This window comes from Kineococcus rubinsiae (assembly GCF_011839805.1).
Taxonomy (GTDB): domain Bacteria; phylum Actinomycetota; class Actinomycetes; order Actinomycetales; family Kineococcaceae; genus Kineococcus; species Kineococcus rubinsiae.
Map to the genome: position 1 here is coordinate 43653 of NZ_VWPY01000005.1, position 21175 is coordinate 64827.

The 21175-nt window shown below is 68.4% G+C and carries 17 protein-coding genes and 1 pseudogene; 11 read left to right on the plus strand and 7 right to left on the minus strand.

Annotated elements, in window-relative coordinates:
- Positions 1-40: 40 nt before the first annotated feature.
- Positions 41-673 (minus strand): LysE family translocator, encoded by a 633-nt coding sequence (locus F1544_RS04780; protein WP_167582693.1) that lies wholly within the window; start codon positions 671-673, stop codon positions 41-43.
- 272 nt (positions 674-945) lie between these two features.
- On the opposite strand from F1544_RS04780, the gene F1544_RS04785 reads away from it, so the two are divergent.
- Positions 946-1518, plus strand: a complete 573-nt coding sequence (locus tag F1544_RS04785; protein WP_167582696.1) for a recombinase family protein — start codon at positions 946-948, stop codon at positions 1516-1518.
- A gap of 14 nt (positions 1519-1532) precedes the next feature.
- Here F1544_RS04785 and F1544_RS04790 read toward each other — a convergent pair whose 3' ends face one another.
- Entirely contained in the window at positions 1533-1988 is a 456-nt protein-coding gene (locus F1544_RS04790; RefSeq protein ID WP_167582700.1) for a type II toxin-antitoxin system VapC family toxin, read from the minus strand.
- A complete protein-coding gene (locus F1544_RS04795) occupies positions 1978-2781 on the minus strand; it encodes a hypothetical protein (protein WP_167582703.1) in 804 nt (267 codons plus the stop codon). The genes F1544_RS04790 and F1544_RS04795 overlap by 11 nt, the downstream gene beginning before the upstream one ends.
- A gap of 2480 nt (positions 2782-5261) precedes the next feature.
- Between F1544_RS04795 and F1544_RS04800 the strand changes: the two genes are divergently transcribed.
- From F1544_RS04800 to F1544_RS04815, 4 genes and pseudogenes are all read left to right on the plus strand, one after another.
- A complete protein-coding gene (locus tag F1544_RS04800) occupies positions 5262-6377 on the plus strand; it encodes a sensor histidine kinase (RefSeq protein WP_167582707.1) in 1116 nt (371 codons plus the stop codon).
- A 351-nt stretch (positions 6378-6728) separates the two neighbouring features.
- Positions 6729-7982: pseudogene (locus F1544_RS04805) on the plus strand (IS110 family RNA-guided transposase).
- A 90-nt stretch (positions 7983-8072) separates the two neighbouring features.
- Positions 8073-8432: a hypothetical protein gene (locus tag F1544_RS04810; protein WP_167582710.1), complete on the plus strand. Its 360-nt coding sequence runs from the start codon at positions 8073-8075 to the stop codon at positions 8430-8432.
- A 418-nt stretch (positions 8433-8850) separates the two neighbouring features.
- Positions 8851-9306 carry a hypothetical protein gene (locus F1544_RS04815; protein WP_167582713.1) on the plus strand — a complete coding sequence of 152 codons (456 nt, stop codon included), beginning with the start codon at positions 8851-8853 and terminating at the stop codon, positions 9304-9306.
- A 181-nt stretch (positions 9307-9487) separates the two neighbouring features.
- Here the strand turns inward: F1544_RS04815 and F1544_RS04820 are convergent, their stop codons facing one another.
- From F1544_RS04820 to F1544_RS04835, 4 genes are all read right to left on the minus strand, one after another.
- Entirely contained in the window at positions 9488-9712 is a 225-nt protein-coding gene (locus F1544_RS04820) for an I78 family peptidase inhibitor (protein WP_167582716.1), read from the minus strand.
- Between the two features lie 1062 nt (positions 9713-10774).
- Entirely contained in the window at positions 10775-11344 is a 570-nt protein-coding gene (locus tag F1544_RS04825; protein ID WP_167582719.1) for a hypothetical protein, read from the minus strand.
- 747 nt (positions 11345-12091) lie between these two features.
- Complete coding sequence (locus tag F1544_RS04830) at positions 12092-12262, minus strand: hypothetical protein (RefSeq protein WP_167582722.1); 171 nt, start codon at positions 12260-12262, stop codon at positions 12092-12094.
- Between the two features lie 112 nt (positions 12263-12374).
- On the minus strand, positions 12375-13229 hold the full coding sequence (locus tag F1544_RS04835) for a S1 family peptidase (RefSeq protein ID WP_167582725.1): 855 nt from the start codon (positions 13227-13229) through the stop codon (positions 12375-12377).
- A gap of 239 nt (positions 13230-13468) precedes the next feature.
- On the opposite strand from F1544_RS04835, the gene F1544_RS26140 reads away from it, so the two are divergent.
- From F1544_RS26140 to F1544_RS04865, 6 genes are all read left to right on the plus strand, one after another.
- Positions 13469-14662 carry a sensor histidine kinase gene (locus tag F1544_RS26140; protein ID WP_167582728.1) on the plus strand — a complete coding sequence of 398 codons (1194 nt, stop codon included), beginning with the start codon at positions 13469-13471 and terminating at the stop codon, positions 14660-14662.
- The gene (locus F1544_RS04845) at positions 14659-15309 is read left to right on the plus strand and encodes a response regulator (RefSeq protein ID WP_167582731.1); all 651 of its coding nucleotides are present in this window, start codon (positions 14659-14661) and stop codon (positions 15307-15309) included. Before F1544_RS26140 ends, F1544_RS04845 begins: the two co-directional genes overlap by 4 nt.
- 102 nt (positions 15310-15411) lie before the next feature.
- Entirely contained in the window at positions 15412-16437 is a 1026-nt protein-coding gene (locus tag F1544_RS04850; protein ID WP_308469878.1) for a DUF418 domain-containing protein, read from the plus strand.
- A 695-nt stretch (positions 16438-17132) separates the two neighbouring features.
- Positions 17133-19001, plus strand: coding sequence for a putative bifunctional diguanylate cyclase/phosphodiesterase (locus F1544_RS25225; RefSeq protein WP_167582734.1), 1869 nt, complete (start codon positions 17133-17135; stop codon positions 18999-19001).
- Positions 18911-19456, plus strand: coding sequence for an EAL domain-containing protein (locus F1544_RS25230; RefSeq protein ID WP_167582737.1), 546 nt, complete (start codon positions 18911-18913; stop codon positions 19454-19456). Before F1544_RS25225 ends, F1544_RS25230 begins: the two co-directional genes overlap by 91 nt.
- A 364-nt stretch (positions 19457-19820) precedes the next feature.
- Positions 19821-20537: a hypothetical protein gene (locus tag F1544_RS04865; RefSeq protein WP_167582740.1), complete on the plus strand. Its 717-nt coding sequence runs from the start codon at positions 19821-19823 to the stop codon at positions 20535-20537.
- Positions 20538-21175 lie beyond the last annotated feature (638 nt).

The following is a 21175-nucleotide window of genomic DNA, read 5'->3' on the forward strand; positions in this document are numbered from 1 at the left end:
TGCCCGCCTCATGCGTCACCGACCCCTGGGGGCGGGGCGTCTAGATCTCGCGGACTCCCTCGACGGCCAGGCCCACACCGAACGCCGTGAGGACGCCACCGCTGCCGCCCAGAAGCAGCTTCTTGGCTCGTTGGCCGGCCACGAGGCGTCGGGAGGCGCTGAAAACCAGCGCGTAGGCGACGCTCGCTGCGAAGCCGACCACGGCGAAGGTCAGGCCGTAGACGGCCACGTCTGCGGGGGTGGCGTGGGCGGGCAGGAAGGGCGGGATCAGCGTGGTGAAGATCAGCAGCGTCTTGGGGTTGGACAGCTCCGCCAGGACCCCCTCGAGGTAGGCCCGGCCTGTACGGCCCCGCGCGGACTGCGCCGGCGCCTGGTCCTCGTCGCTGCCGTGCCCGCGGTTGAGGAAGAGCCGGACACCGAGGTAGATCAGGTAGGCCGCCCCGAGGAAGCGAAGCGCCTCGAACGCGGGGCGGTAGGCGACGAGTAGCGCGGTCAGACCGGCGATCGAGGCGCTCACCCAGACCAGGTCGCTGGAGAACACCCCAGCCGCAGTGATCAGGGCACCCTTGCGGCCGCGCAGGACCGCGTTCTTCATGATCAAGACGATGGCGGGGCCTGGGATGATCGTCAGGACGGCAGCGAAGGCGACGAACGAGAAGTACCCGAGAGACACCATTGGATCGTAGGTGTCCTGCACCCCTGCCGGGCTCGTCGCTGGCCTGTGGCGCCGCAGCCCTGACGCCTTGGCGACCTCCCGCCTTCGACATGACCGAGAGATCGTTAAGGAGTCATGGCGCTTCATGGTGCTGGTGGGCGTCTCGGAACCGACCGGTTGTGAGACGCGACGGGGGAGTGGCCGGAAAGCCCGACACGCCGTCTCAGAACCCGTGTCCACAACCGGCGTCTCACCCACGCGACGTCGGCGCTTTCTGAGACCGTCCGGCTGTGCCCGTCTCTGCGCCTGCTCACCTGCTCGGCTACGCCCGCGTCTCCACCACCGCCCAGGACCCCGCCCTGCAGCACGATGCCCTCACTGCGGCCGGCTGCTACCGGGTGTGGACCGACACCGCCTCCGGTGCCCTGACCGCCCGCCCTGCGCTGGACGACGTCCTCGAACGCCTAGGTCCCGGCGATGTCCTCGTCGTGTGGCGACTGGACCGCCTGGCCCGCTCTCTGCGCCACCTGCTGCAGCTCGTCGACGAGCTGGCGAGCAGGGGAGTGGGCTTCCGCTCTCTGACGGAGTCCATCGACACCACCACCGCCACCGGCCGCCTCGTTCTGCACCTTTTCGGCGCACTGGGCGAGTTCGAGCGTGACCTGCTTCGTGAGCGCACCGCCGCGGGGCTGCAGGCCGCAGCAGCACGCGGGCGACGCGGCGGGCGGCCGGCGCTGATGACCCCAGCCAAGCTGGCCGCGGCGAAGGCGCTGCTCACTGATGGGCAACATTCAGTGGGCGGGGCCGCGGCCGCCGTAGGCGTCTCGCGCGCCACCTTGTATCGAGCGTTGCAGGACAGTTAATCCGGTGCTGGCGACTACTGGTCGTAGAGGGTGGGCTGCCAGACCACCACAGGCTCGCTGACGGCGGTGCCTTCGACGTTTTGGCCGTGCGGGAAGCCCCGGTCGAAGCTCATGAAGTGGTCGGCCTTGCGGCGCACCGCGGTCGCAAGGTGGACGGCATCACCGGCACGCAGGCGGTACTCCCAGGCCAGGCGTCGAGCCTCCCGGGTCACGAGCAGGTCGACCTCGACCCACTCGGTGCCCACTCCGTCCAGGAAGCGGGTGAGCAGGTCCTCGGCGGGTCCTGGGCCTGGGCGGTCGCCGCCGTAGCCGCCGACCTCGACGGCCAACAGCCTGGAGGCGACCAGCTGAATGTCACGGCGTTCGGCTGCCTCTAGGACCCGCAAGGCCTCTGCGTGGCGCGGCTCGCCCTTCAAGACGCTGAGGAAGAGGTCGGCATCGGCGTAGACGCGAGGACGACTAACGGGCACGTTGCCTCGCGAGGTATTCGCTGACACTCAAGCCGTCCCCGAGATCCGGCAAGGCTCCGATTAGGTCCGCTGCCCGCACTGGCGACAAGCCTGGGACCAGTTCCAAGTGGTCGGCGTCCAAGCGCACGACCTGTCCACGGCTGTTGCGGCGCAGCAGCCCGCCGACGATTACCCGCTTGTTGAAGAAGCCAACCACCACGTCATCGGCCAGCTTGTCGACGTTGCAGCTGACCGCAGGGCCGTAGTCAGGCAGCAGGCCGATGCGCCGCTTGTGTCGACGGGCGCTGATGACGTCGAGCGTGCCGACCAGTGAGCCGTAGGCGTAGGAAGTGCCCGTCACCGCCGCTCGGGCATTGCGGTCGACGGCTTCGCTGACCTCCGCCGGGATAGAGCGGGCGCCGTTGACGCTGATGAGGGTGACCGCCTGCAGGCCGCGGTGGCGTCCGTCGACCTGCCGACGCACATTGCCGATGCGCTCGATGACCCCCTCGCTGAAGCCGTCGGGGATCTCCGGCACCTCGCTGAGGGTCAAGACGCCGTCGACCAGAGCCCGTGCGGGCCGGCTGATGTCTTCCTCCGAACGGCGCCGCGGGTCGGCATCGGGAGTCAAGATGACCACCGGACCACTGCTGGCCGTCCAGTCGGTGCGGGTGACCGACCATGCCGGCCGGGTGGCCCGCATCGGGTGGGTGATCCGGTCGATCTCCTCAAGCGCGAAAGTCACCTGCTGCAGCACACTGGCGTAGGCGCGAGCGGGCACACCGGCCGCAGCGCCTCCCAGTCGCACCTCCACAGCAGTAACCACCAGCGCAACATAGCCGCCACCACCACCGTCGTCTGCTCGGAAAGCACTGACGCCCAAGGTGGCGCAGCGTCAGCTAAGTCTGTTCGATCCTGCTGAGCTGACCGCAGAGCCATTGCCTTAGCAGTGACCCAAGTCACACCAGTCGGATCCTCAAGTCCTGCGCAGATCTGCCGATGCACGACGTGGCGGACGTAATGGAGTCAAGTCGGAGCGTGCTCAAGCCGAATACCTTTATGTGCATATTTTTGTTGACTCCTTGCCCACCGTCTCCGGCCCAGCAGCACTCGTGACCGCGCTCTGGATGCTCCTTCGGCTCGTCCGCTCAGTGCCCTCGCTCATCGACGCCTGCAGACGTTCACGGGCCCACCGAAACCTCATGGCCCAACTGCCGGAGCTCACTGCGTTGGCCGCAGTCTCACCTCAGGTTGCCGCCGGCCTGGTGGCTAGCGTGTCGACTGCCTCGCCTGCACCTCCTAAGCCTGCACCTCCGGATCATCGGGTCATCGATGTCTCTGAGTCCGCCACCCCGTCGACAGACGTCTCGCCGCCCTCAAGCTCTCCTACGCGGAAGCTTTAGCTCGAATCACCCCCGTGAGGAAATGACCGTTAGAGCAGCTTTAGCGGTCACGCCCGCAGATAACGTCCTTTATCTCTGGGCAGCCCCAGGGGCGTACCCGACCCCGTCAGCGTCCTACTGGACGCGGTCGTCGCGAATGTGCCGGACGGCGAGGTGCTCGAGTCCGTCGACACCACCGGCACCGGCCGTCTCGTGCTAGCAGAGTCGATGATCGAGCAGTCGAAGGACCACGTTGATGCACTGCGTAGAGCATGCTCCACACCATGAGCACTTTTGCCCGCATCACAGCCTGGACGGTGGGGGTCATGACCGCCGCTCTTCTACTCTTGACTGCGCTACTTCTCCGTTCATCAGTCAGGTTGGACAGTGGCGTCCTATGCGGCTCGGTCTGGCACGTGCGCCGAATGAGTCGTGAAGTTTTCGGCGGAGAGATGTCTAACGCGACCCGGCTGAGCGTGACTCAACAGTGCTATAGCGCCAGTAAGGCGCAGTGGGACGTGGTCCGTTGGTTGTTAGCGGCTGCCGTTTTCTTACTAGTTATCGGCATCACCATTATGCTTGTATCTCGATTTGGCCCGCGGAGGAAATTGGTTACTAAGAGATGACAACCACCTTATGTGGGATGGCGCACGTTCTCCGACATAAGGGGTGCCTACCTTTTATCGATCAGGTCACGATAGACGGATACCAAGTCGTACCCGAGTAACCCTGCTGGTTTAGCGTGGTAATGACGACGGACAAGGGCCAGTTGTGCCTATCGGTTGTGTGATAGGTAAGCAATGGCTCTTTGCCGCTGTAACCCGTGACGATAGTGCTGTGGCGTGAGGCTCACCGCGCCTCCCCGTTGGGAGCAGAAGGCGCAGGAGCGGAAGCAGGCGGCGGCGGCACCGCTGGACCTGCTGGCCCAGGCCCGGGCCGCGGGTAGCGCGAGTCACGGCCCAAACAGCCCATCCCAGTCCGCCCCTGCACTAGGGGTGACCGCGCGAATAAGGCGACCATTGACCGTTCGTCACAGCATGCTCACACTGAACGTCCCGGCTACGGGGGACAACCTTCTAGGAGGCGTGATGAGTCACCGACCCCGTCGACTGATCCCCGCAATGTTCGGCACTGCCGCGCTGGCCCTCAGCATGCTGGTCGTTGCTCCTGCCGCCTCGGCGTCGGGTACCGGGGTGGAGTGCGACCCCAGCCCGTCCGTGAACCGCGTGATCATCGCAACCGCGTGCGTACAGATCGCCCCTGGGCCCTACGTCAAGCAGGTCCGCTACGGCGTCCGGCTGACGAACACGTGGCGTGAAGACCGGTACGTCAGGTACATGCACGATCGTGGGGTCGATTGGCCCGGCCAGCTGCCTCAATGGTCGCGTGATGCAGAGCGCGCCTTCGTTGTACCTGCTGGGAAAACCATCGAGGTGTGGTTCGGCGGTCGCCCCAGCGTGCCCACCTCTCAGGGCCGTGACCCGCTTTGCTACACGTCTGCAGGTCAGGCGAGGTACGGCACCCTTCCATGGTCCGGCACGTCTACGGCTCGAATCTGCACCTAGCTGCTGAGTCGCCGCAGGTTACGTGGTGAGCAATGACGCATGCCCCACAGCCGTCGTCGTCGACCCCTGTTGAGGTCAAGAGGACGATCACCGCCATCAACGTGATCTGCGGACCACGATGAGAGGCACTGCGTCAACCGCTTCCAGCGCGTGAGGCTCACTTGGCCCATTCCCGTCTTACGGCAACGATCTCGTGCGTCAGTCAGACCACGCACGCTGCAGTGCGGACCACGCCGACGCTGACAGACCGACGACGTGTACCTCCTTGGTCATCATAACACGGGATTCCGTACATTATCCCGTCCGATATGGAGGGTGGAGAAGGCCCAGCACCCACCTTGCCGAGGATGACCACAGCCGCGGTGCACGCCCACGCTGGGACACCCTTCACCGTGCCGGACGCCGACGGCGGTGACGACTGGCGTGTGATCATCCGCAGCGCCGCCGACTACCCCATCAACGTCGCCGTTGCCCTACCGCTCAGCGGGACCAGCCAGACCGTCGACGACTTCCAGGCCGTCTCCCTGCTCGGAGGCGCTGTCTTGGCCGCTGTGGCGATCCGCCGCTCCTTCCGGCCCCTACAAAGCATCGAGCGCACCGCCTCAGCCATCGCCGCAGGTGATCTCACGCAACGTGTGCCGGCCACAGCCGCCACTACAGAAGTAGGCCGGCTATCCAGCGCCGTGAACGCGATGCTCAGCCAGATCGAGCAAGCCTTCATCGCACGACAGCGCATCGATGACCAGATGCGCCGCTTCGTCGCCGACGCCAGCCACGAGCTGCGCACCCCCCTAACCGCCATCCGAGGCTTCGCGGAGCTCTACCGTCTTGGAGCGGTGAGCAAGGCCGATGACGTCGCCCACGTCATGGGCCGCATCGAAGCGGAGTCCACACGGCTAGGCGTCTTGGTGGAAGACCTGCTGACTCTGGCCCGCCTGGAAGAAAGCCAGCGCCAGCACAAGCACGAGTACCAAATCGTCGACCTCGCTGTCCTGGCCTCAGACGCCGTTCACGACGCGCGAGCTCTCGCGCCGCAGCGCAGCGTGCGACTGATGGGCCTCCGCGATGACACCGGGCCCGGCCCTGCCCCAGTGCTCGGACAGGACGGGAGCTTGCGTCAAGTTCTGACCAACCTGCTGGCCAACGCCATCCACCACACACCACCCACGACACCCATCGAGGTTGCGGTCGGGACCACAGAGACCCCAACAGGAGCCGAAGCCGTCGTCGAAGTTCGTGATCACGGACCCGGCTTGACGCGGGAGCAGTCTGAGAAGGTCTTCGAGCGCTTCTATCGAGTGGACGACTCCCGCCAACGAGGCACCGGTGGCGGATCCGGCTTAGGCCTGGCCATCGCCTCCACGATCATCGACCACCACGAGGGCAGCATCCGCGTCGTACCCACCCCCTCAGGTGGTGCCACCTTCCAGCTCCGCTTTCACGCCCAAGACCCACCCGCGTAGCCGTCACCGCCACCACCCCTGGACCAGCCGAACGATCCTGCCCTCACCCAACGAAGTCGCTCGTCCCTCCACACGCGCGCTCACTGCGCAGACTCTTCCCGCCAGCGGTCGCCTGCGGCACCGTGTGCGGTGCCAGCGGCAAGGGGCTGCTGGTGCACTTGGACACCACCGGACCACCGCCCACCTCGCGCAGACCCGGAGAGGTCCGGCATAAGTACTGCGGGGTCCGGTGGCCCCAGGACGGGAGTGACTGGCGACAGGGCTATGCGCCATCGAGCGCCGATCAGTGAGCGACCGGCGTCCTGAGACCACCAGGTGCCCACCTGCTGCTCCAACAGCAAGGAGGACACCATGAGTGTCGAACACGTCAACGCCGCACGTCGAGAGGTCAAGGACCCTTTCACCGCACCCACCGGCGGTATCGACTGGGCCAGCACTGACCACGCCGTCGCCGTCGTCGACGCCTCGGGCGTCCAGACCGTCCGAGAGATGGTCGAGCACACCACCGCCGGCCTGGCGCGGATGACCCGGTTGCTGACCCGCGCCGGTGTCAACGAGGTCGCCATCGAACGCGGCGACGGGCCCATCGTCGACGCGCTCCTCGAGGCCGGGTTCACCGTCTTCGTCATCGCCCCGAACCAGGTAAGAACCTGCGCCACCGCTACGGCGCGGCCGGGAACAAGGACGACCACTTCGACGCCTACGTCCTGGCCGACGCCGTCCGCACCGACCGCCGCCGCCTGCACCCGCTGACGCCGGACTCCCCCGCCACGGTCACTTTGCGGATGACCGTGCGGGCACGCAAGGACCTCGTCGCCGCACGCGTCGGGATGGCTAATCAGCTACGCGCGCAGCTGGAACACGTCCTGCCCGGGGCGATCAAGTTGTTTCGTGACGTCGACTCCGCGATCACCCTAGCGTTCCTGACCCGCTTCCCCACCCAGGCACGCGTCGACTGGCTCACCCCGAAGCGGCTGGAGAACTGGCTTCGCACCCAGCACTACCCCCAGCCCGCCCGCGCGCAGCAGCTGCACGCCCACCTGGCCGCGGCGACCCGCGGAACGGTCGGGGACCAGGCCGACGCCCGCGCCCACATCACCGCCGCCCTCGTCGCCGGCCTGACCGCGCTGCGGACCCAGATCAAGGCACTGGAAGAGCAGATCGAGACCCAGCTCCTGGCGCACCCCGACGCCGTCGTGTTCACCTCGCTACCCAAGGCCGGGATCGTCCGCGCCGCCCGACTCCTCGTCGAGATCGGTGACTGCCGCGGCCGCTACCCCACCCCGGAGTCGTTGACCAGCCTCGCCGGGGGCGACACCATCGACCAGACAGTCCGGCAAGGTCCGCATCGTCAGCTTCCGCTGGGCCGTCGACAAAGAACTCCGCGGGGCGGTCACCGACTTCGCCAGCGACTCCCACCACGCCAACGCCTGGGCCGCGGACCTCTACCGCAAAGCTCGCGCCCGCGGCTGCGACCACCCGCACGCCACCCGCATCCTCGCCCGCGCCTGGCTGCACGTCATCTGGCGCTGCTGGCAAGACCGCGTGGCCTACGACCCCGCCCAACACCGCGCCTTGCAGACCGTCCTCGCGGCGGCCGCTTGACACAGGGCTACTCATGCCGCTGGTCGCGCGGTCGCCAACAACTTGGGCTGTTGCCTGAGGAGGCACCATCGTTGCCGCTACGTTGCGTTCATGAGCGCACCTGACTCGCCGCCCGCCCTGCGGACCTTCGGTACGACCCAGGAAATCATCAACACTGCGGGACGACGCGGCTCCTTCGCGCCGGTCGTCGTCTCCCGCGAGGTGGCCTACTGCGTCGCGGTGCTGGACGGCCCGGCAGACCACGAACCGACCCCCCTGACCATCGAGGCGCTGGTCGGAGGTGTCTGGACCCCCCTGCAATGGCTCAGCGCTCACGCCAGCCTCAGCGACCCCGAGGTGCAGGTCACCCGCTGGGACGCCCGCACCAGGCGCAAGCCTTCCGACCCGCCACCGGCTGGCACAGCGGTGCGACGATCTCCACACCCGTACCCGCCGCTGCTCGACCCCTGACCGACGGTGACGTCGATGGCTTCTGGGGGCCAGCGATCGCACGTGGCGATGCTCTGGCTTGCCTGTTCGTGTCCTACGCGTTGGAGCCATGGAGGTCGCCGCTGCCGGAGGCGCCGGCACTCGAGGGACGCCTCGGTGGGCAGTGGCAGTCGTTGCCCTTCATCGAGGGTGGGGCGGGTAGCGCCGACAACGGTGTGCTCATCCAGCACGGGCGCTGGAGCATCGATGAAGATGTGAGCGACGTGCGCATCTCTGAGGCTGTCAGCGTCTGAACTCGCACCAGCGCAATCCGCCCAGCCTGTACACAGCAGGTCTCGGTGGCTCGGGCCGTCCACCGCTCATGCCGCGATACGGGTGCGTGACGAGCGGCCGGGCACCTCGCGGTCTTCTCGCCCTTCGGGCGATCCGAGACGGCATCATGGCCGAAGTGGAAGGCCTTCGCCGTGCTCGAGCCCGCGCTCTGCTGCGCCTGCTGACACCGGAGCAGATGCCCGCCTGGGCCACGGAGGCACTGGTCAACGGGTACGACTCCCCCTTGTTGGGGGAGGTCGCAGGCATGGACGGCGGCGATGCTCGAGATGTCCGAGACGCCTTCACCGCTGCCCTCGACGAGCTGGGTGCCCCCACGTTGACCGAAGAGGACGCCCTCTGGGAGATGTCCCGCGCCTGGGCCCACGCCGCCGTGGAGGGGACCATGACGCCCTACGAAGCTGCCCGGCGCATCTGGCTGGACGCCTCCTTCGACCTGGACCAACCGGACGCCCTGATGCGCTTCGTCGGGCCGGCCAGCGAGTGGGAGGACAACCCCGAACACCGTGCCGCCTACGACGCCGACATCCTCCAAGCAGCGCGGGACCTGCTCGCCGACAGCTGAGCGCCCTTATGCGGTTGCCCGTCGTGGTCGCTCGGCAGACTGGCCGCCGGCTGGTCGCTCACACCCGTCCTGACCGCAGCTCGTCGACGGCGGTGCGCAACTGCTCGACGCCGACGGGCACGCTCATTCAAGGGCAGCTCCCGCTGCTGGTTAGGGCACCGGGCCGAAGCCGGGATGCACCTCATCCTGCGCTCAGCTCGTCGAGCTCACCGCCTGCATTCAAACGCAGGTTCAGGCGGTCGGGACGGAAATCCAGCGTCACCTCAGAGCCTGGTCGTATGACCCTTATGGCTCGACCCTCGGCCGTCGCCTTCGCAATAGCCGCCTCGAGCGACAGGCCCGCGAAGTCTCTTAACCAAGTGTTGTCGAACTGGTCCCAGATACGTTCACCCTCCGGCTCATCCACACGGCAAGCATGTCAGGCAGGCTCGACCAACGTGCGCTCATGCCGCTGGTCGTGCGGAACCAGTCAGGTCCGGTCGCGTCCCTACAGGTCCACCCTGGGTTTAGGCCGACGGCGACGCTGCTCGCAGGCAGCGAAAGTGCGCCCCCACCGCACCGCGAACGCCTCGAGCTCCTCAGCCGTGTCACAGCCGGCCAAGAGCAAGTCCTCCTCCGCAGACCAGGGCTCCTGCCGACGCCAAGCCGCCATGGACGTGCGCCACTGACGGGCCTTGTGCGATGACGGCGAGCCTGCAAACGGTGGTGGCCTCACCATCCGAGCATCGGCAGGTGACGGGGCGGCATGCACGCCCAGCCAGCGCGCATGACGATGCTCACGTGAAGGCGCGCTTATGCCGAGATGGGGGCGCCACAGTCACCCACCGCGGCACCCGTAGAGCAATAGAGATCAACGCGGCCAGGCCTCCAACACGCGTGCGCGGTCCAGCTCAGCGAGCTCAGGCAACAGCACTTCCCCGCCATCGCGACGACGAACGCGCATCCGGCGGGGCCCACCAGGAGGATCCACGCTCACCGCATCTACGTCTTGCCATGCGGTGAAGTGGTCCTTCAACCCACCAGTATTCACCAGGAGCCCCCGCTCATCGACGACGACCTTGGCCCTCCGGAGCAGGAGTCCTCGCGCGATCCAAGACAGTCCCAACACGACGAGCGGCGACAAGGCCCAGTTTCTTGTGATCACTACGAACCCGGCAACCAGTACGGCGTACACGGCCCCCATCACCACCCAGGTCACGCTGCCACGCATCGACGACGGGAGTGGGCGCAAGAGCATGAAGCCACTATGGCTCTAGCCCTGCAGCCGAGTGCGTCGATCACTCGATCGGCGCACAGGGCTGCGTTCACGCGCACTGGCGTCAGCGTCTAGCTGCGCGCGCCCATGCCGCTGGTCGTGCGCTGACGCGCGGCCGGCGACCTTGTAGTCATGTCGATGACTACTCGTCAGGGGTCTTGTGCGCCCCCTCACCCGGGCCGCGCTGCCTACACAGGAGGCTGGCCTGAAGGGTTAAGCGCCCTCAGCTGCGACGGCCTCGATCATCGCCAGGGTCTGCGCGGCGGGGTAGTCAGCGAAGGTGCGGTAACGACCGCGGTAGTAGAGGTCCCAGTAGCTCAGCGCCCGCTGACGGGTCAGCTCCATGAAGCCGGCGTTCTCGCTGGCGAAACGGGCATACCGCGCTCGCTGCCACGATCCGGCAACCGCCACCTCGCTCAACCCCGCGTGCACGTCCTGGACGATCTCGAGGACGTACTCACCCAACAACGCCAGCACGTAAGGGGCCACCCACGCCCGATCGACGTCGATGATCTTCTTCAGGTGCGCTTGGCGCACGTACCCGTCGTGGTGGCGGGTCAGGGCGCACTGCGCCATCAGCCGCGCGTCCCCATCGAGCGTGTCGAACAGCTCCATCGGAGCCGCGGACTCATAGATGCGGACGGGGATGCGCAGCAGCTCCCCATCGACGAACACCTCCCGCCAACGGCGGGGATGCTGGTCGTTCAGCACTCGCGCCGCCTGGGCCACGGCGGAAGTCATCGACATTGGGAAAGCCTGCTGCACCACTTCCGTCAACGACACCTGCTCCCTACGCTCCTCCCCTGCCTTCCCGGTCACGTCGGCCGACCTTGCCAGGTCGACGAGGGCTGCGCTAGGAGAAGCAGACTGCACTCCTCCACCCGAGCGACGGGCACCTTCCGGTCATGGCACCCCTCTCTATCAACCAATGCTCCTGCGGGGCCGATGAGTGCGGGTGGACGATGGCGTCGCGGGTCCGGGAAGTGACTTCTCCGAAGGGCCGGTCTGGGGACACGAGCCGGCCGCGCTGGAGCCAGTAGACGCCCCCACTTGTCCTCCCGGACCCGTCACCAACTCCTCCTGCACCACGTCATTGAGCATGACGAGGTCCAGCTCGTCGGCGACCTCGGGTGCGGGCGTGCCGGCGCCGAAGGCGTTTTCGGTCAGCGCGGCGTAGCGCGATCACGCGGCGTGGCTGTACGTAGCAAGCACCTCAGTGCTCTCGGCCGGGGTCAAGAGCTCCAGCACCGCCAGCGCCTGCGGTACCCCCACGTCAGCAGGGCCACCGAGGCGCTCTCCAAGCACGTCGACGAACGACAGCCGCGCATCCTCGGGAGTGGACAACTGATTGTGCGTGACGCCGAAGACGTCGGTGAGTCCGTGCGGGCGCGGTCGTACCAGGCCGTGAGGTTGTCACCGGCCACGGCCGTCCGCATCGTGGCGAAGAGGTGGCCACCCTGCGTAACGTAGGCGGGCAGGGCGTCCACAGTGCTTGCGCGCGGCGTACAGCGCCGCGGTGAGGACGAGGGCCTACTCGGCAAGATTGATGGCGTCGTGGGGCACGAAGTCGACCTCGACGTTCAGCTCGAACAGGGCGTCGTACACCCAGCACGGCACGTCGTTGTAGCTCAGCGGGTCGCCGGCGGCCGCTGACGGTTCGGTGTCCGGTAAGGCGACCGAGCTGGGTGTGTCGGTCCGCACGTCCAGCGCTGTGGCGTTGAGCTTTCGCGCTGCCGGCGTCGCAGTCCCGACAAACGCTCGCCTTCTGAGTTCTCAGGCGAACGTCATGGCGTGCGCGAGTGCTGGCGCCGGGTCAGCGCGGGCTGGTGCTCTCCGCCAGCCCGCGCAGCCGCGCGCCGCCGACCCAGCTCCGCACCGCTGCGAGGTCGGTGCGGGTGGCCATGTCGTCTTGGTCGTGCGGACAGGCCGGGCCGCCGGACTCGATGCCTACCAGGCGCACCCCTGTCGGGGTCTCACGGAAGTACGGGGCCCCGGAGTCGTACGGGCAGGGGCTGGTGGTGGCCTCGGGGCTGCGGCCGCGTACCGTCAGGTTCGTCGTCGTTGTGCCGGTGACCGTGAACAGACCGGTTTGCATCCGGTTCGGCCGCTGCGTAATAGAAGCGGGGCTTGCGGTGGCGCCCCACCCGGCGAGCCGGACAACCTCGTCGGACGCGGCAGGTTCCACCGCCAGCCGGACCGGCGCCACGTCCGTCACGGGACGGTCGAGGCGGGCCAGCGCGAGGTCGGTACCGGCGATCGGGACCTGCTGGACGTACACGACCTGACGCCGTTGGCCGCCGGTGCCTGAGCGGGTGGCCTGGCCGAGTAGGACGTCCACGCGGTACGGCACGGCCTGCCCCGGTCCCACCCAACCTGAGGTGGGCGTGCGCCCGGCGGGGTCGCCGTTGTGGAAGCAGTGACCGGCGCTGACCAACCACTCCGAAGCGATCAGCGCCGCGGAGCAGGCGCTGTCGCGTGTTCCGCCGCCGACTGCCGGGATGCCGCGGGCCTCGAGGTCCGCAACGAACCCGTACCGGCCGTCCGGCACATCCTCGCCGTTCGCAATTGCCTGCGCAGGAGCAGCGGACAGCGTGCTGACCGCGACGGCGGCAGCGACGCCGACGCCGCCCAGGGCGACGCGGGTGGAGGAGGGGAAGCGGATCGCCATGAACTGCACCCTTCGACGCGGATTGATTGGACGTAGGCGGCACACTGCCCGGTCTAGTGATCCTCGTTCTATTGCACCTGTGGGTGCCGCCGAATGCTATCCCGACACCTTGTCGTCTTGCAGACTGGTCTTGCGCAGCAGGTGTGGGCCTTCCACGCGGCGTCGACATGTGCGGTGCGTCGTGGCTCCGTGCGCATGAGGTGGCGACCCTGGGTCGCCGACCTGGCACGGTGGGACCCGTGAGGAACGCACTGGGTTGGTTGGGCAGGCCGTGGACCGGCCTCCTGGTGATGCTGGTGGTGTTGCTGGCCGCCTTCGACGGCCTTGTGATCACGCCAGGCTGGCCCTACGCGGTGGTGTTCGGCGTCCCCGCACTGGCGGGTGCCTCCCTGGCGATCGGAGAGCCGCACCGCCGCGATGCCCTGGCCGTGGCCGCGGTGCTGCTCTCCCTCACCGGGACCTCAGTTCTTGCCGGTCTGGACTACCGGTACCTGGGAACATGGGGACTCACCGAGACCGCGGTCCTGCTGCTGCTCCTAGCCTCGCGGTGGCGCTCCGCGACCGGTCGAAAGGACCGGGTTCTAATGGGGAGTCTGGTCGTGGCGGTCCTCGCCCAGTCCCTACGGGAAGACGTGCGCGACGCGCCGCTATACGCCGCCCTGCTCGCGGTCGGAGTCACCGCGGCCGCGGCGACCGGGATCGGCCTGCGCGCCGTCGACTCTCAGCAGCGCATGCTCGTCGCCGCGGTGCGCCGCGCCGAACGTCAGGAGATCGCCCGCGAGCTGCACGACGTCGTCGCCCACCACGTGACCGGAATGGTCGTGGCCACCCAGGCAGCTCGAACGGTCCTCACCGCGACCCCGGGGCAGGCACCCGCGCCGGTGGTCGAGGCGCTGTCCTCCGTCGAGATCGCAGGAACGGAGGCGCTGGCCGCCATGCGGCGCCTGGTTGGAGTCTTGCGCACCGACCCAACGCCCGGCGCGCACCGGCTGCCGACGCCCCGGCTGGCCGATGTGACCGGCCTGGTGGGTCGCTTTCGCGCCGCGGGCGCCGCCGATGCGGTCGAGCTGCAGGTGGATGGCGACGGCACCGGGCTGCTCGCGGAGGTGCAGGCCGGGGTCTACCGCGTGGTGCAGGAGAGCCTCACCAACGTCCAGCGTCACGCGCGAGGCGCAGCGCTGGTGCGCGTGCAGGTCCGCTGCACCGGCGCTGGGGTGGGCGTCCGGGTGCTGAACACTCGTGGCCGGGCTGATCCCACCCCGACGCCTGCGGGTGGAGGCTTCGGTGTCGTCGGCATGCGCGAACGCGTCACGGCCCTGGGTGGCACGCTAACCGCGGGTCCTCACGAGGGCGGGTGGGTGGTCGACGCCGTCATCCCGGCCGGCGCCGTCTCACCCGACGCCACGACGCGCCGGTCCAGGAGTGGCGGATGAACATCCGCGTGCTCATCGCCGACGACCAGGAGATGGTCCGCGCCGGCTTCACGATGATCCTTGACGCCCAGGACGACATCAACGTCGTCGCCTCCTGCGCCGACGGCGCCCAAGCCGTCGAGGCCGCACGCCGGCTGCGTCCCGACGTCGTGCTGGTCGACATCCGCATGCCCCACCTGAACGGCCTGGAGGTCACCCGCCTACTGGCCGGGCCAGAAGTGACCGACCCCGCGAAGGTCGTCGTGGTCACCACCTTCGACCTCGACGAGTACGTCGACGCAGCCCTGCGCAGCGGGGCAGTGGGGTTCCTGCTTAAAGACTCCGGTCCCGCGCTGCTGGTTGAGGCCGTACGCGCCGCAGCGGTCGGTGAGTCCCTCATCAGCCCCGCCGTCACGGTACGCCTGCTCCAGCAGCTGTCCACCCGGTCCACGGCCCGGACACCGGACGAGCCGCTGACCGCCCGCGAGCTCGACGTCCTGCCCCTCGTAGCCAGGGGCCTGACCAACGCCGAGGTCGCGGCGGAGCTGTTCATCTCCCTCGGCACGGTGAAGACCCACCTGGCGTCCATCCAGGCCAAGCTCGGGGCCCGCAACCGGGTCGAGGTCGCCGCGTGGGCCTGGGAGTCCGGACAGGTCGGCTCCCCTTGAAAAGCGTGCTGGGTGCAGGTCGGCCGTCCGGCCGACCCGGCCGCGGTCGTCCCAGCCGTGCGGCCGATCCGCGCCCGCACGGCCGAACACCAAGATCGTGATGTGAACAACGACGTCGCCGCCTCGGCGCCCGGTCCGGCAATCATCGCGGTGCAACCCGCCGACGGCGGGCGGTCGCGTATCCCCGCCCTAGACGTCCTGCGAGGCTTCGCGCTTTGCGGGATCGCCTTCGTCAACATCGAGGGAGTCGGCCACTTCCCCGGGGCGCTGCCGAGCCTCGACAACCCGGGCGGCTGGCTACAGCTCCTCGTCCAGCAGCGGTTCTTCCCCATCTTCTCCCTGCTGTTTGGAATGGGATTCTCGCTGTTCCTCGCCTCCGCCGCCCAGCGAACCGCCCATCCGCGAGTGATCCTGCTGCGCCGGCTCGCGCTGCTCCTGCCGCTCGGCTTCCTGCACCAGCAGCTGCACCCCGGTGAGGCCCTGCTCTTCTATGCGGTCTTCGGGCTGCTCGTGCTACTGCCGTCCTCCTGGCTGCCCCGCTGGGTCGTGGCCCTCGGTGCGGCGGTGCTCCTGCCGACCACCGTCCTGCTCGCCGGCGGCGGCTGGGCGCTCATCCCGGCGCTGTTCCTGCTCGGTTCGGCGCTGGTCCGCTACGGCGTCGTCGACCGCTTGGGCACTTCTACGCGCGGGCCGGCGGTGCTGCTCACCTGCTTCGCCGCCGCGGCTGTACCGGCGCTCGTCTGGCAGGGCGGCGACCTGGCGGACTCGAACTTCTCCACCTCCTCCGCCGTCGCCGGCCTCGCACTGGCCGGGACCTACGTCACGGCCGTTCTGATCCTCCTGCGGACCCCGCTGCGGCAGACGCTGCAGATGGTGTTCGTGCCGCTCGGGCGGATGGCCCTGACGAACTACGTCGCCGCCACCCCCGTCATGGTCCTCGCGGGCTCCGCCCTGGACTGGACACACGACGGCTCCTGGACCCAGGTGCTCCTCGTGGCAGCCGCCATCCTCGTCGTCCAGTGGGTGCTCTCCACCCTCTGGTTGCGACGCTTCCGGCAGGGCCCGCTTGAACGGCTGTGGCGGTGGGCCACCTGGGCAGGCGCCCGGCCGCTGCAACCGCGACACTGACGGTACCTTCGGCCGAATCGAACCCGCCGTCTCGTTGCGCACTGGGCAACCGACTACCACTGGCGCATCCAGAAGGGCCACTCGACGCCGCCGTCAGCCGCACCACGTCCATCCGCAGCGTCTCCACGACCGCGGCCTTCACCGCTAACGACTGTCCCCGCGGACCGCAACGTTTACCGCTCGAGCCAAGCTGGTTCATGTTCGACCCGATCGCCGACAACTCCCCCAACACCTGAAGATCCAGCGCTGACGTCGACGTCCTGACCGCCGACGTCATCCAGTCGTGTCAGTTCTAGTCGCTTGGTCTTGGTGAAGTCTCGCCGTCACGTTCGGAACCGGAACGGGGGGCGCCGCCTAAAGCGCCGTCGGCCAGACGCACTTCAGTAGGTCGCTCATCTGTGGGACCTGCATGGTCAGCAGCCGTTCATGGCGGGCGCCGAGGTGCCGCAGGCGGCTCTACGTCCCATCGATGACCTGGGGGCGTAGCAGCGCAGCTGCGCGCTCACACGCGCGGTGATCACCGCATCCTTCTCATTGATCTTGTCGGTGCTGTCCGACCAGCCCATGACGGGCGTGGCTGAATTCAGTCTCGGCGCCGCCTCCATGCGGGCCGACGCGGGGCCTGAGCTCGGTCCTCGTCGTGAACAACCCGATCGGGCGCTGTCGGAGGTCCGTCCGCCGGCCGATGAGTCAGCATGCCCGCCGAGACGAGAAGGCCGCGGCCGGTCGGGGTGGTCCTGGCGGCGCTGGCCGCCTGTCTGCTGCCGCTGGCGGCCGCGTTGCTGCTGGACCGCGGGCTGCTGTCGCGGCACTGGTGGGACAACTGGGGCTACAGCACGATCATCGTCGGTGCCGCCGTCCTGGTGCTGGCGCGGGCCGCGCTGCGCCGACGGGGCCGAGTGGGCTGGCTGCTGATCGGTACCGGGATGCTGTCGACCACCGCCGGAAACCTCACTTACGCCTTCGGCGGGTTCGATGCCGAGCCTTTTGTCAGCCCGAACGCCGTAGACGTGCTCTGGCTCGTCGCCTACCCCCTGCAGGCCGCAGGCGTCATCGAGCTCGCCCGCAGCGAGATCACCCGGTTGCGGCGCAGCGCTGCCCTGGACGCGCTGGTCGCCGCGCTGGGTACCGCAACACTGACCGCGCTCGTCTTCGGACCGGTCGAGGCGACCGCCACCGGCAGCCGGGCGGCGGTCCTGACGCTGCTGGCCTACCCGGCCGGTGACCTGCTGCTGGTCGCGATCTGCCTAGGGGCGCTGGCCGCGCTGGGCTGGCCGCTGCGTGGCTGCTGGGGCTGGCTGGGCCTGGGATTCGTGCTCTCGACCGGCGCTGACATCGTCTACCTGCTGCTGTCGGCCCACGGCATCTACGTGGACGGCACGCTGGTCGACCTGGCCTGGCCGGTCGCGGCGCTGATGACCGCGACCGCGGCGTGGCAGAGCCCGCGGCCCGTTCTGGTCCGTAGCGGGGTGAGCCTGCTGGTCGTCCCGGGCGGTGTCACCGCCGTCTCGCTGGTCGTGCTGCTCGCTGACACCACCAACCTGCACGTGCCGGTGCTGGCCAAGGCGCTGGCCGCCGCCGCCGTCGTGGCCGTCGTGGTGCGCACAGCGATGACGTTCCGCGAGGTCGCTGAGCTCGCCCACACCCGCCGGCTCGCCCACACCGACGACCTGACCGGCCTGCCGAACCGCCGCCACTACTACACCGCCGTCACCGACGCCGTCGCCGGGGCCCGAACCCCGGGCGGGCCGCAGGTGGCGGTGCTGCTGCTGGACCTGGACCGGTTCAAGGAGATCAACGACAGCCTGGGTCACCACGTCGGCGACGAGCTGCTGACCCAGCTCGGCCCGCGACTGCGCGGCGTGCTCGGCGAGCACGACGTGCTCGCCCGGCTCGGCGGCGACGAGTTCGCCGTCCTGCTGCCCGGCACCGACAGCGCCGGCGCAGCCCGGGTCGCCGGGCTGGTGCTGTCCGCCCTGCGCGAGCCGTTCAACCTGGACGGCACCGGCTTGCACGTCGAAGCCAGCATCGGGATCGCGCTATGCCCCCAGCACGCCGAGGGCATCGGCGGCCTGCTGCAGCACGCCGACATCGCGATGTACCGGGCGAAGGCCACCCGCAGCGGGTACGAGGTCAGCTCCGGCGAGCTCCCCGGAGCCGACCGGCTCCGGCTGCAGACCCTGGAGCAGCTGCGGGCCGCGCTGGACACCGACGAGCTCCTCCTGCACTACCAACCCAAGCTCGACCTGACCAGCCGCACCGTCACCGGTGTCGAGGCCCTGGTGCGCTGGCAGCACCCCACCCGCGGGCTGCTCTACCCCGACGGCTTCCTGCCGCTGGCCGAGCAGAGCGGCCTGATGCGCCGGCTCACCTTACACGTCCTGCAGCTCGCCCTGCAGCAGGCCGACGCCTGGCGCCGCGCCGGTCTGGACCTGACCGTCGCGTTAACCTGTCCGCCTCCGACCTGCTCGACGTGCAGCTTCCCGGCCAGATCGATCTGCCCCTGCGCTCTTTGGACCTGCCGGCGAACCTGCTCGAGTTGGAGATCACCGAGACCGTACTGATGGCCGACCCGGCCCGCGCCCACCAGGTGCTGTACGCGCTGCGCGCTCTCGGCATCCGGATCGCCGTCGACGACTACGGCACCGGCTACAGCTCGCTGTCCTACCTGCAGGACCTGCCCGTCGACGACCTCAAGCTCGACCGGTCCTTCGTCATGCGCAGCGCCGATGATCCCCGCTCGGCCGCAATCGTCAGCTCCACCGTTGGACTCGCCCACGCCCTGCAGATGCGCATCATCGCCGAGGGCGTCGAGACCGAAGCCGTCCTGGACCAACTCACCGCCACCGGTTGCGACCTCGCTCAGGGCTACCACCTCGCCCGCCCACAACCCGCCAACCAGCTCACTGCCTGGCTTACCCGCGACTTGCCCGGCCAGCCCGCGAGCGCGGCGCTTCCCGCCCGCCGGGCCGAGCGCCGGGCCACCGCTGGGCAGGCCTACCCACCCACCCCCTGGTGACCATCGCCGCCGTCGACCGTCAGCGACTACACGTGCTAACGGTACACGGCAAGACCTCTTGCCCCGTTGATTGAATGCTCGGACACGAGCCGGCGGGTCTCATACAGCGCACCCACCCGCCATCTCTACCGGCCAGGACGTTGGTAGCACCGTGGCGTCTTGAACGTGAAAGGACCTCTGGGTGGGGTTTGGCTTGTCTAAGGCTCACATCCACCCGCAGGTCCTCGTGGCCCACGCTCATGCCCGCACCACCGTCCACGGCCGGTTGCTGATCCTCCAACGCTACCAAGCCGGCCGGGCCCAGACTCACATCGCGACAGCATGGGAGTGTCCCGCATGCGCGTCCCTTGGGTAGCGTCACAGCATGGATCACCGCAAAGTCCCCAACGGCTGGGCGGCATGGTTTCTCGTCCTCGCCGCCGCACTGCCCATAGTCGTGATCATCTGCTTCGGCGGCAAGGTGCTGACCGGCGCCGCTGATGAAGTCTTCGGCTTGCAAGATCGGGCGTTGACCGGTCTAGATCTGCTCGGCAGCCGCTGGTCCAGCCTCTGGCTGATCCAGCCGGTCTTAATTCTTCCCTTGGTCGGGCTGCTGCCGCTGATCGTGCTCGCCGCCCTCGTGGTCGCTGACCGCCCTCAGGCGCTCGTGCCCGTCAGCGTCGGCCGCGGCGCTGCAGCACTTGTCGCGGCCATCACCAGCTTGTTGGGACTGGCCGCGAGTGTCGCAGTCATCGCGCAGCTCCTGGGTCTGCTGCCAGGCCTCGGCTGGGGCAGCGTCACCGGCTCGCAGATGGAAGCCTACGCACCCGTCGCTGCGATCGTCTTCACTACGTCAGTCCTAGGGATCGCCGCGACCGCGGTCCTGTGGCCGCGAAGGCACGGACAGCACGATGACGAAGCGGGCGTCGTCGAGGGAGTCACCGAAGACGGGTTCACCGAGGACGAGGCCGGCGCTGATGGGGCCATGGAACAGACTATGTCCGAGGCCGTCGTGGCCCGACCGGTAGTGCATCCACCGGTTGCGTTACCGGACCTGCCCGTCCCCTCGGTCAAAGACCTCGACCTGTACCGGCGCCAATAATCATCTCCGCCGAAGCCCTGGCGTTTACTGGTCATGGCGCGGACCTAGCACGTCTGTCGATACCCGAATGCTTGTTCGACTTTGCGATCACCCACGGCTAACGACAAGTGGACGAACCGTCACCTCTTCTACGGCGCCGAAATCGTGGCGCGGGCTGATGCTGTCGGCGTGCGCAAGCGGCAGTAAAGTGATGCGGGCTAACGGGCGTGCTTGCTGAGCGCCGCGGCGTCGCTCAACTCGAGCTGGATGACGCTCGAATAGCACCACGACCCTCGTCCAGGGTTAGCTCCTCCTCCTCCTCCTCCGGTCCCACCCGAAGGCGACCCAGGTCGGATGCGCGGTCCCCGCGTTCGAACTAGTCTCGGGAGACTTCAGCAGCTTCCAGGGAAGGACTCGGTATGGCCGTCTCCGTACACCAAGCCGCCCGCTCGACTGACGGTCATCCCGTATGTCACCGAGTCGAGCACGGCCACGCGTTCGTCGTTGAGAACGACGCCCTCGTGGTGCTCGACGGCGACGGGGGCCAGCGACTAGCCGTGTTCCCGGCCGGAGGTTGGCTTCTAGCCGAGGTCGACAACGACTAGCAGTAGGCCAAGGCCTCACCATCCCGCCCTCGACGTCGCCGACAGCACGCGGGC

Excerpts from the sequence above, each read along its gene's own strand:
- F1544_RS25225 (WP_167582734.1), top strand. The coding sequence starts at position 17,133 with ATGCCCGCCGAGACGAGAAGGCCGCGGCCGGTCGGGGTGGTCCTGGCG.
- F1544_RS04800 (WP_167582707.1), top strand. The coding sequence starts at position 5,262 with ATGACCACAGCCGCGGTGCACGCCCACGCTGGGACACCCTTCACCGTG.
- F1544_RS04810 (WP_167582710.1), top strand. The coding sequence starts at position 8,073 with ATGAGCGCACCTGACTCGCCGCCCGCCCTGCGGACCTTCGGTACGACC.
- F1544_RS04865 (WP_167582740.1), top strand. The coding sequence starts at position 19,821 with ATGGATCACCGCAAAGTCCCCAACGGCTGGGCGGCATGGTTTCTCGTC.
- F1544_RS04845 (WP_167582731.1), top strand. The coding sequence starts at position 14,659 with ATGAACATCCGCGTGCTCATCGCCGACGACCAGGAGATGGTCCGCGCC.
- F1544_RS04815 (WP_167582713.1), top strand. The coding sequence starts at position 8,851 with ATGGCCGAAGTGGAAGGCCTTCGCCGTGCTCGAGCCCGCGCTCTGCTG.
- F1544_RS04835 (WP_167582725.1), bottom strand. The coding sequence starts at position 13,229 with ATGGCGATCCGCTTCCCCTCCTCCACCCGCGTCGCCCTGGGCGGCGTC.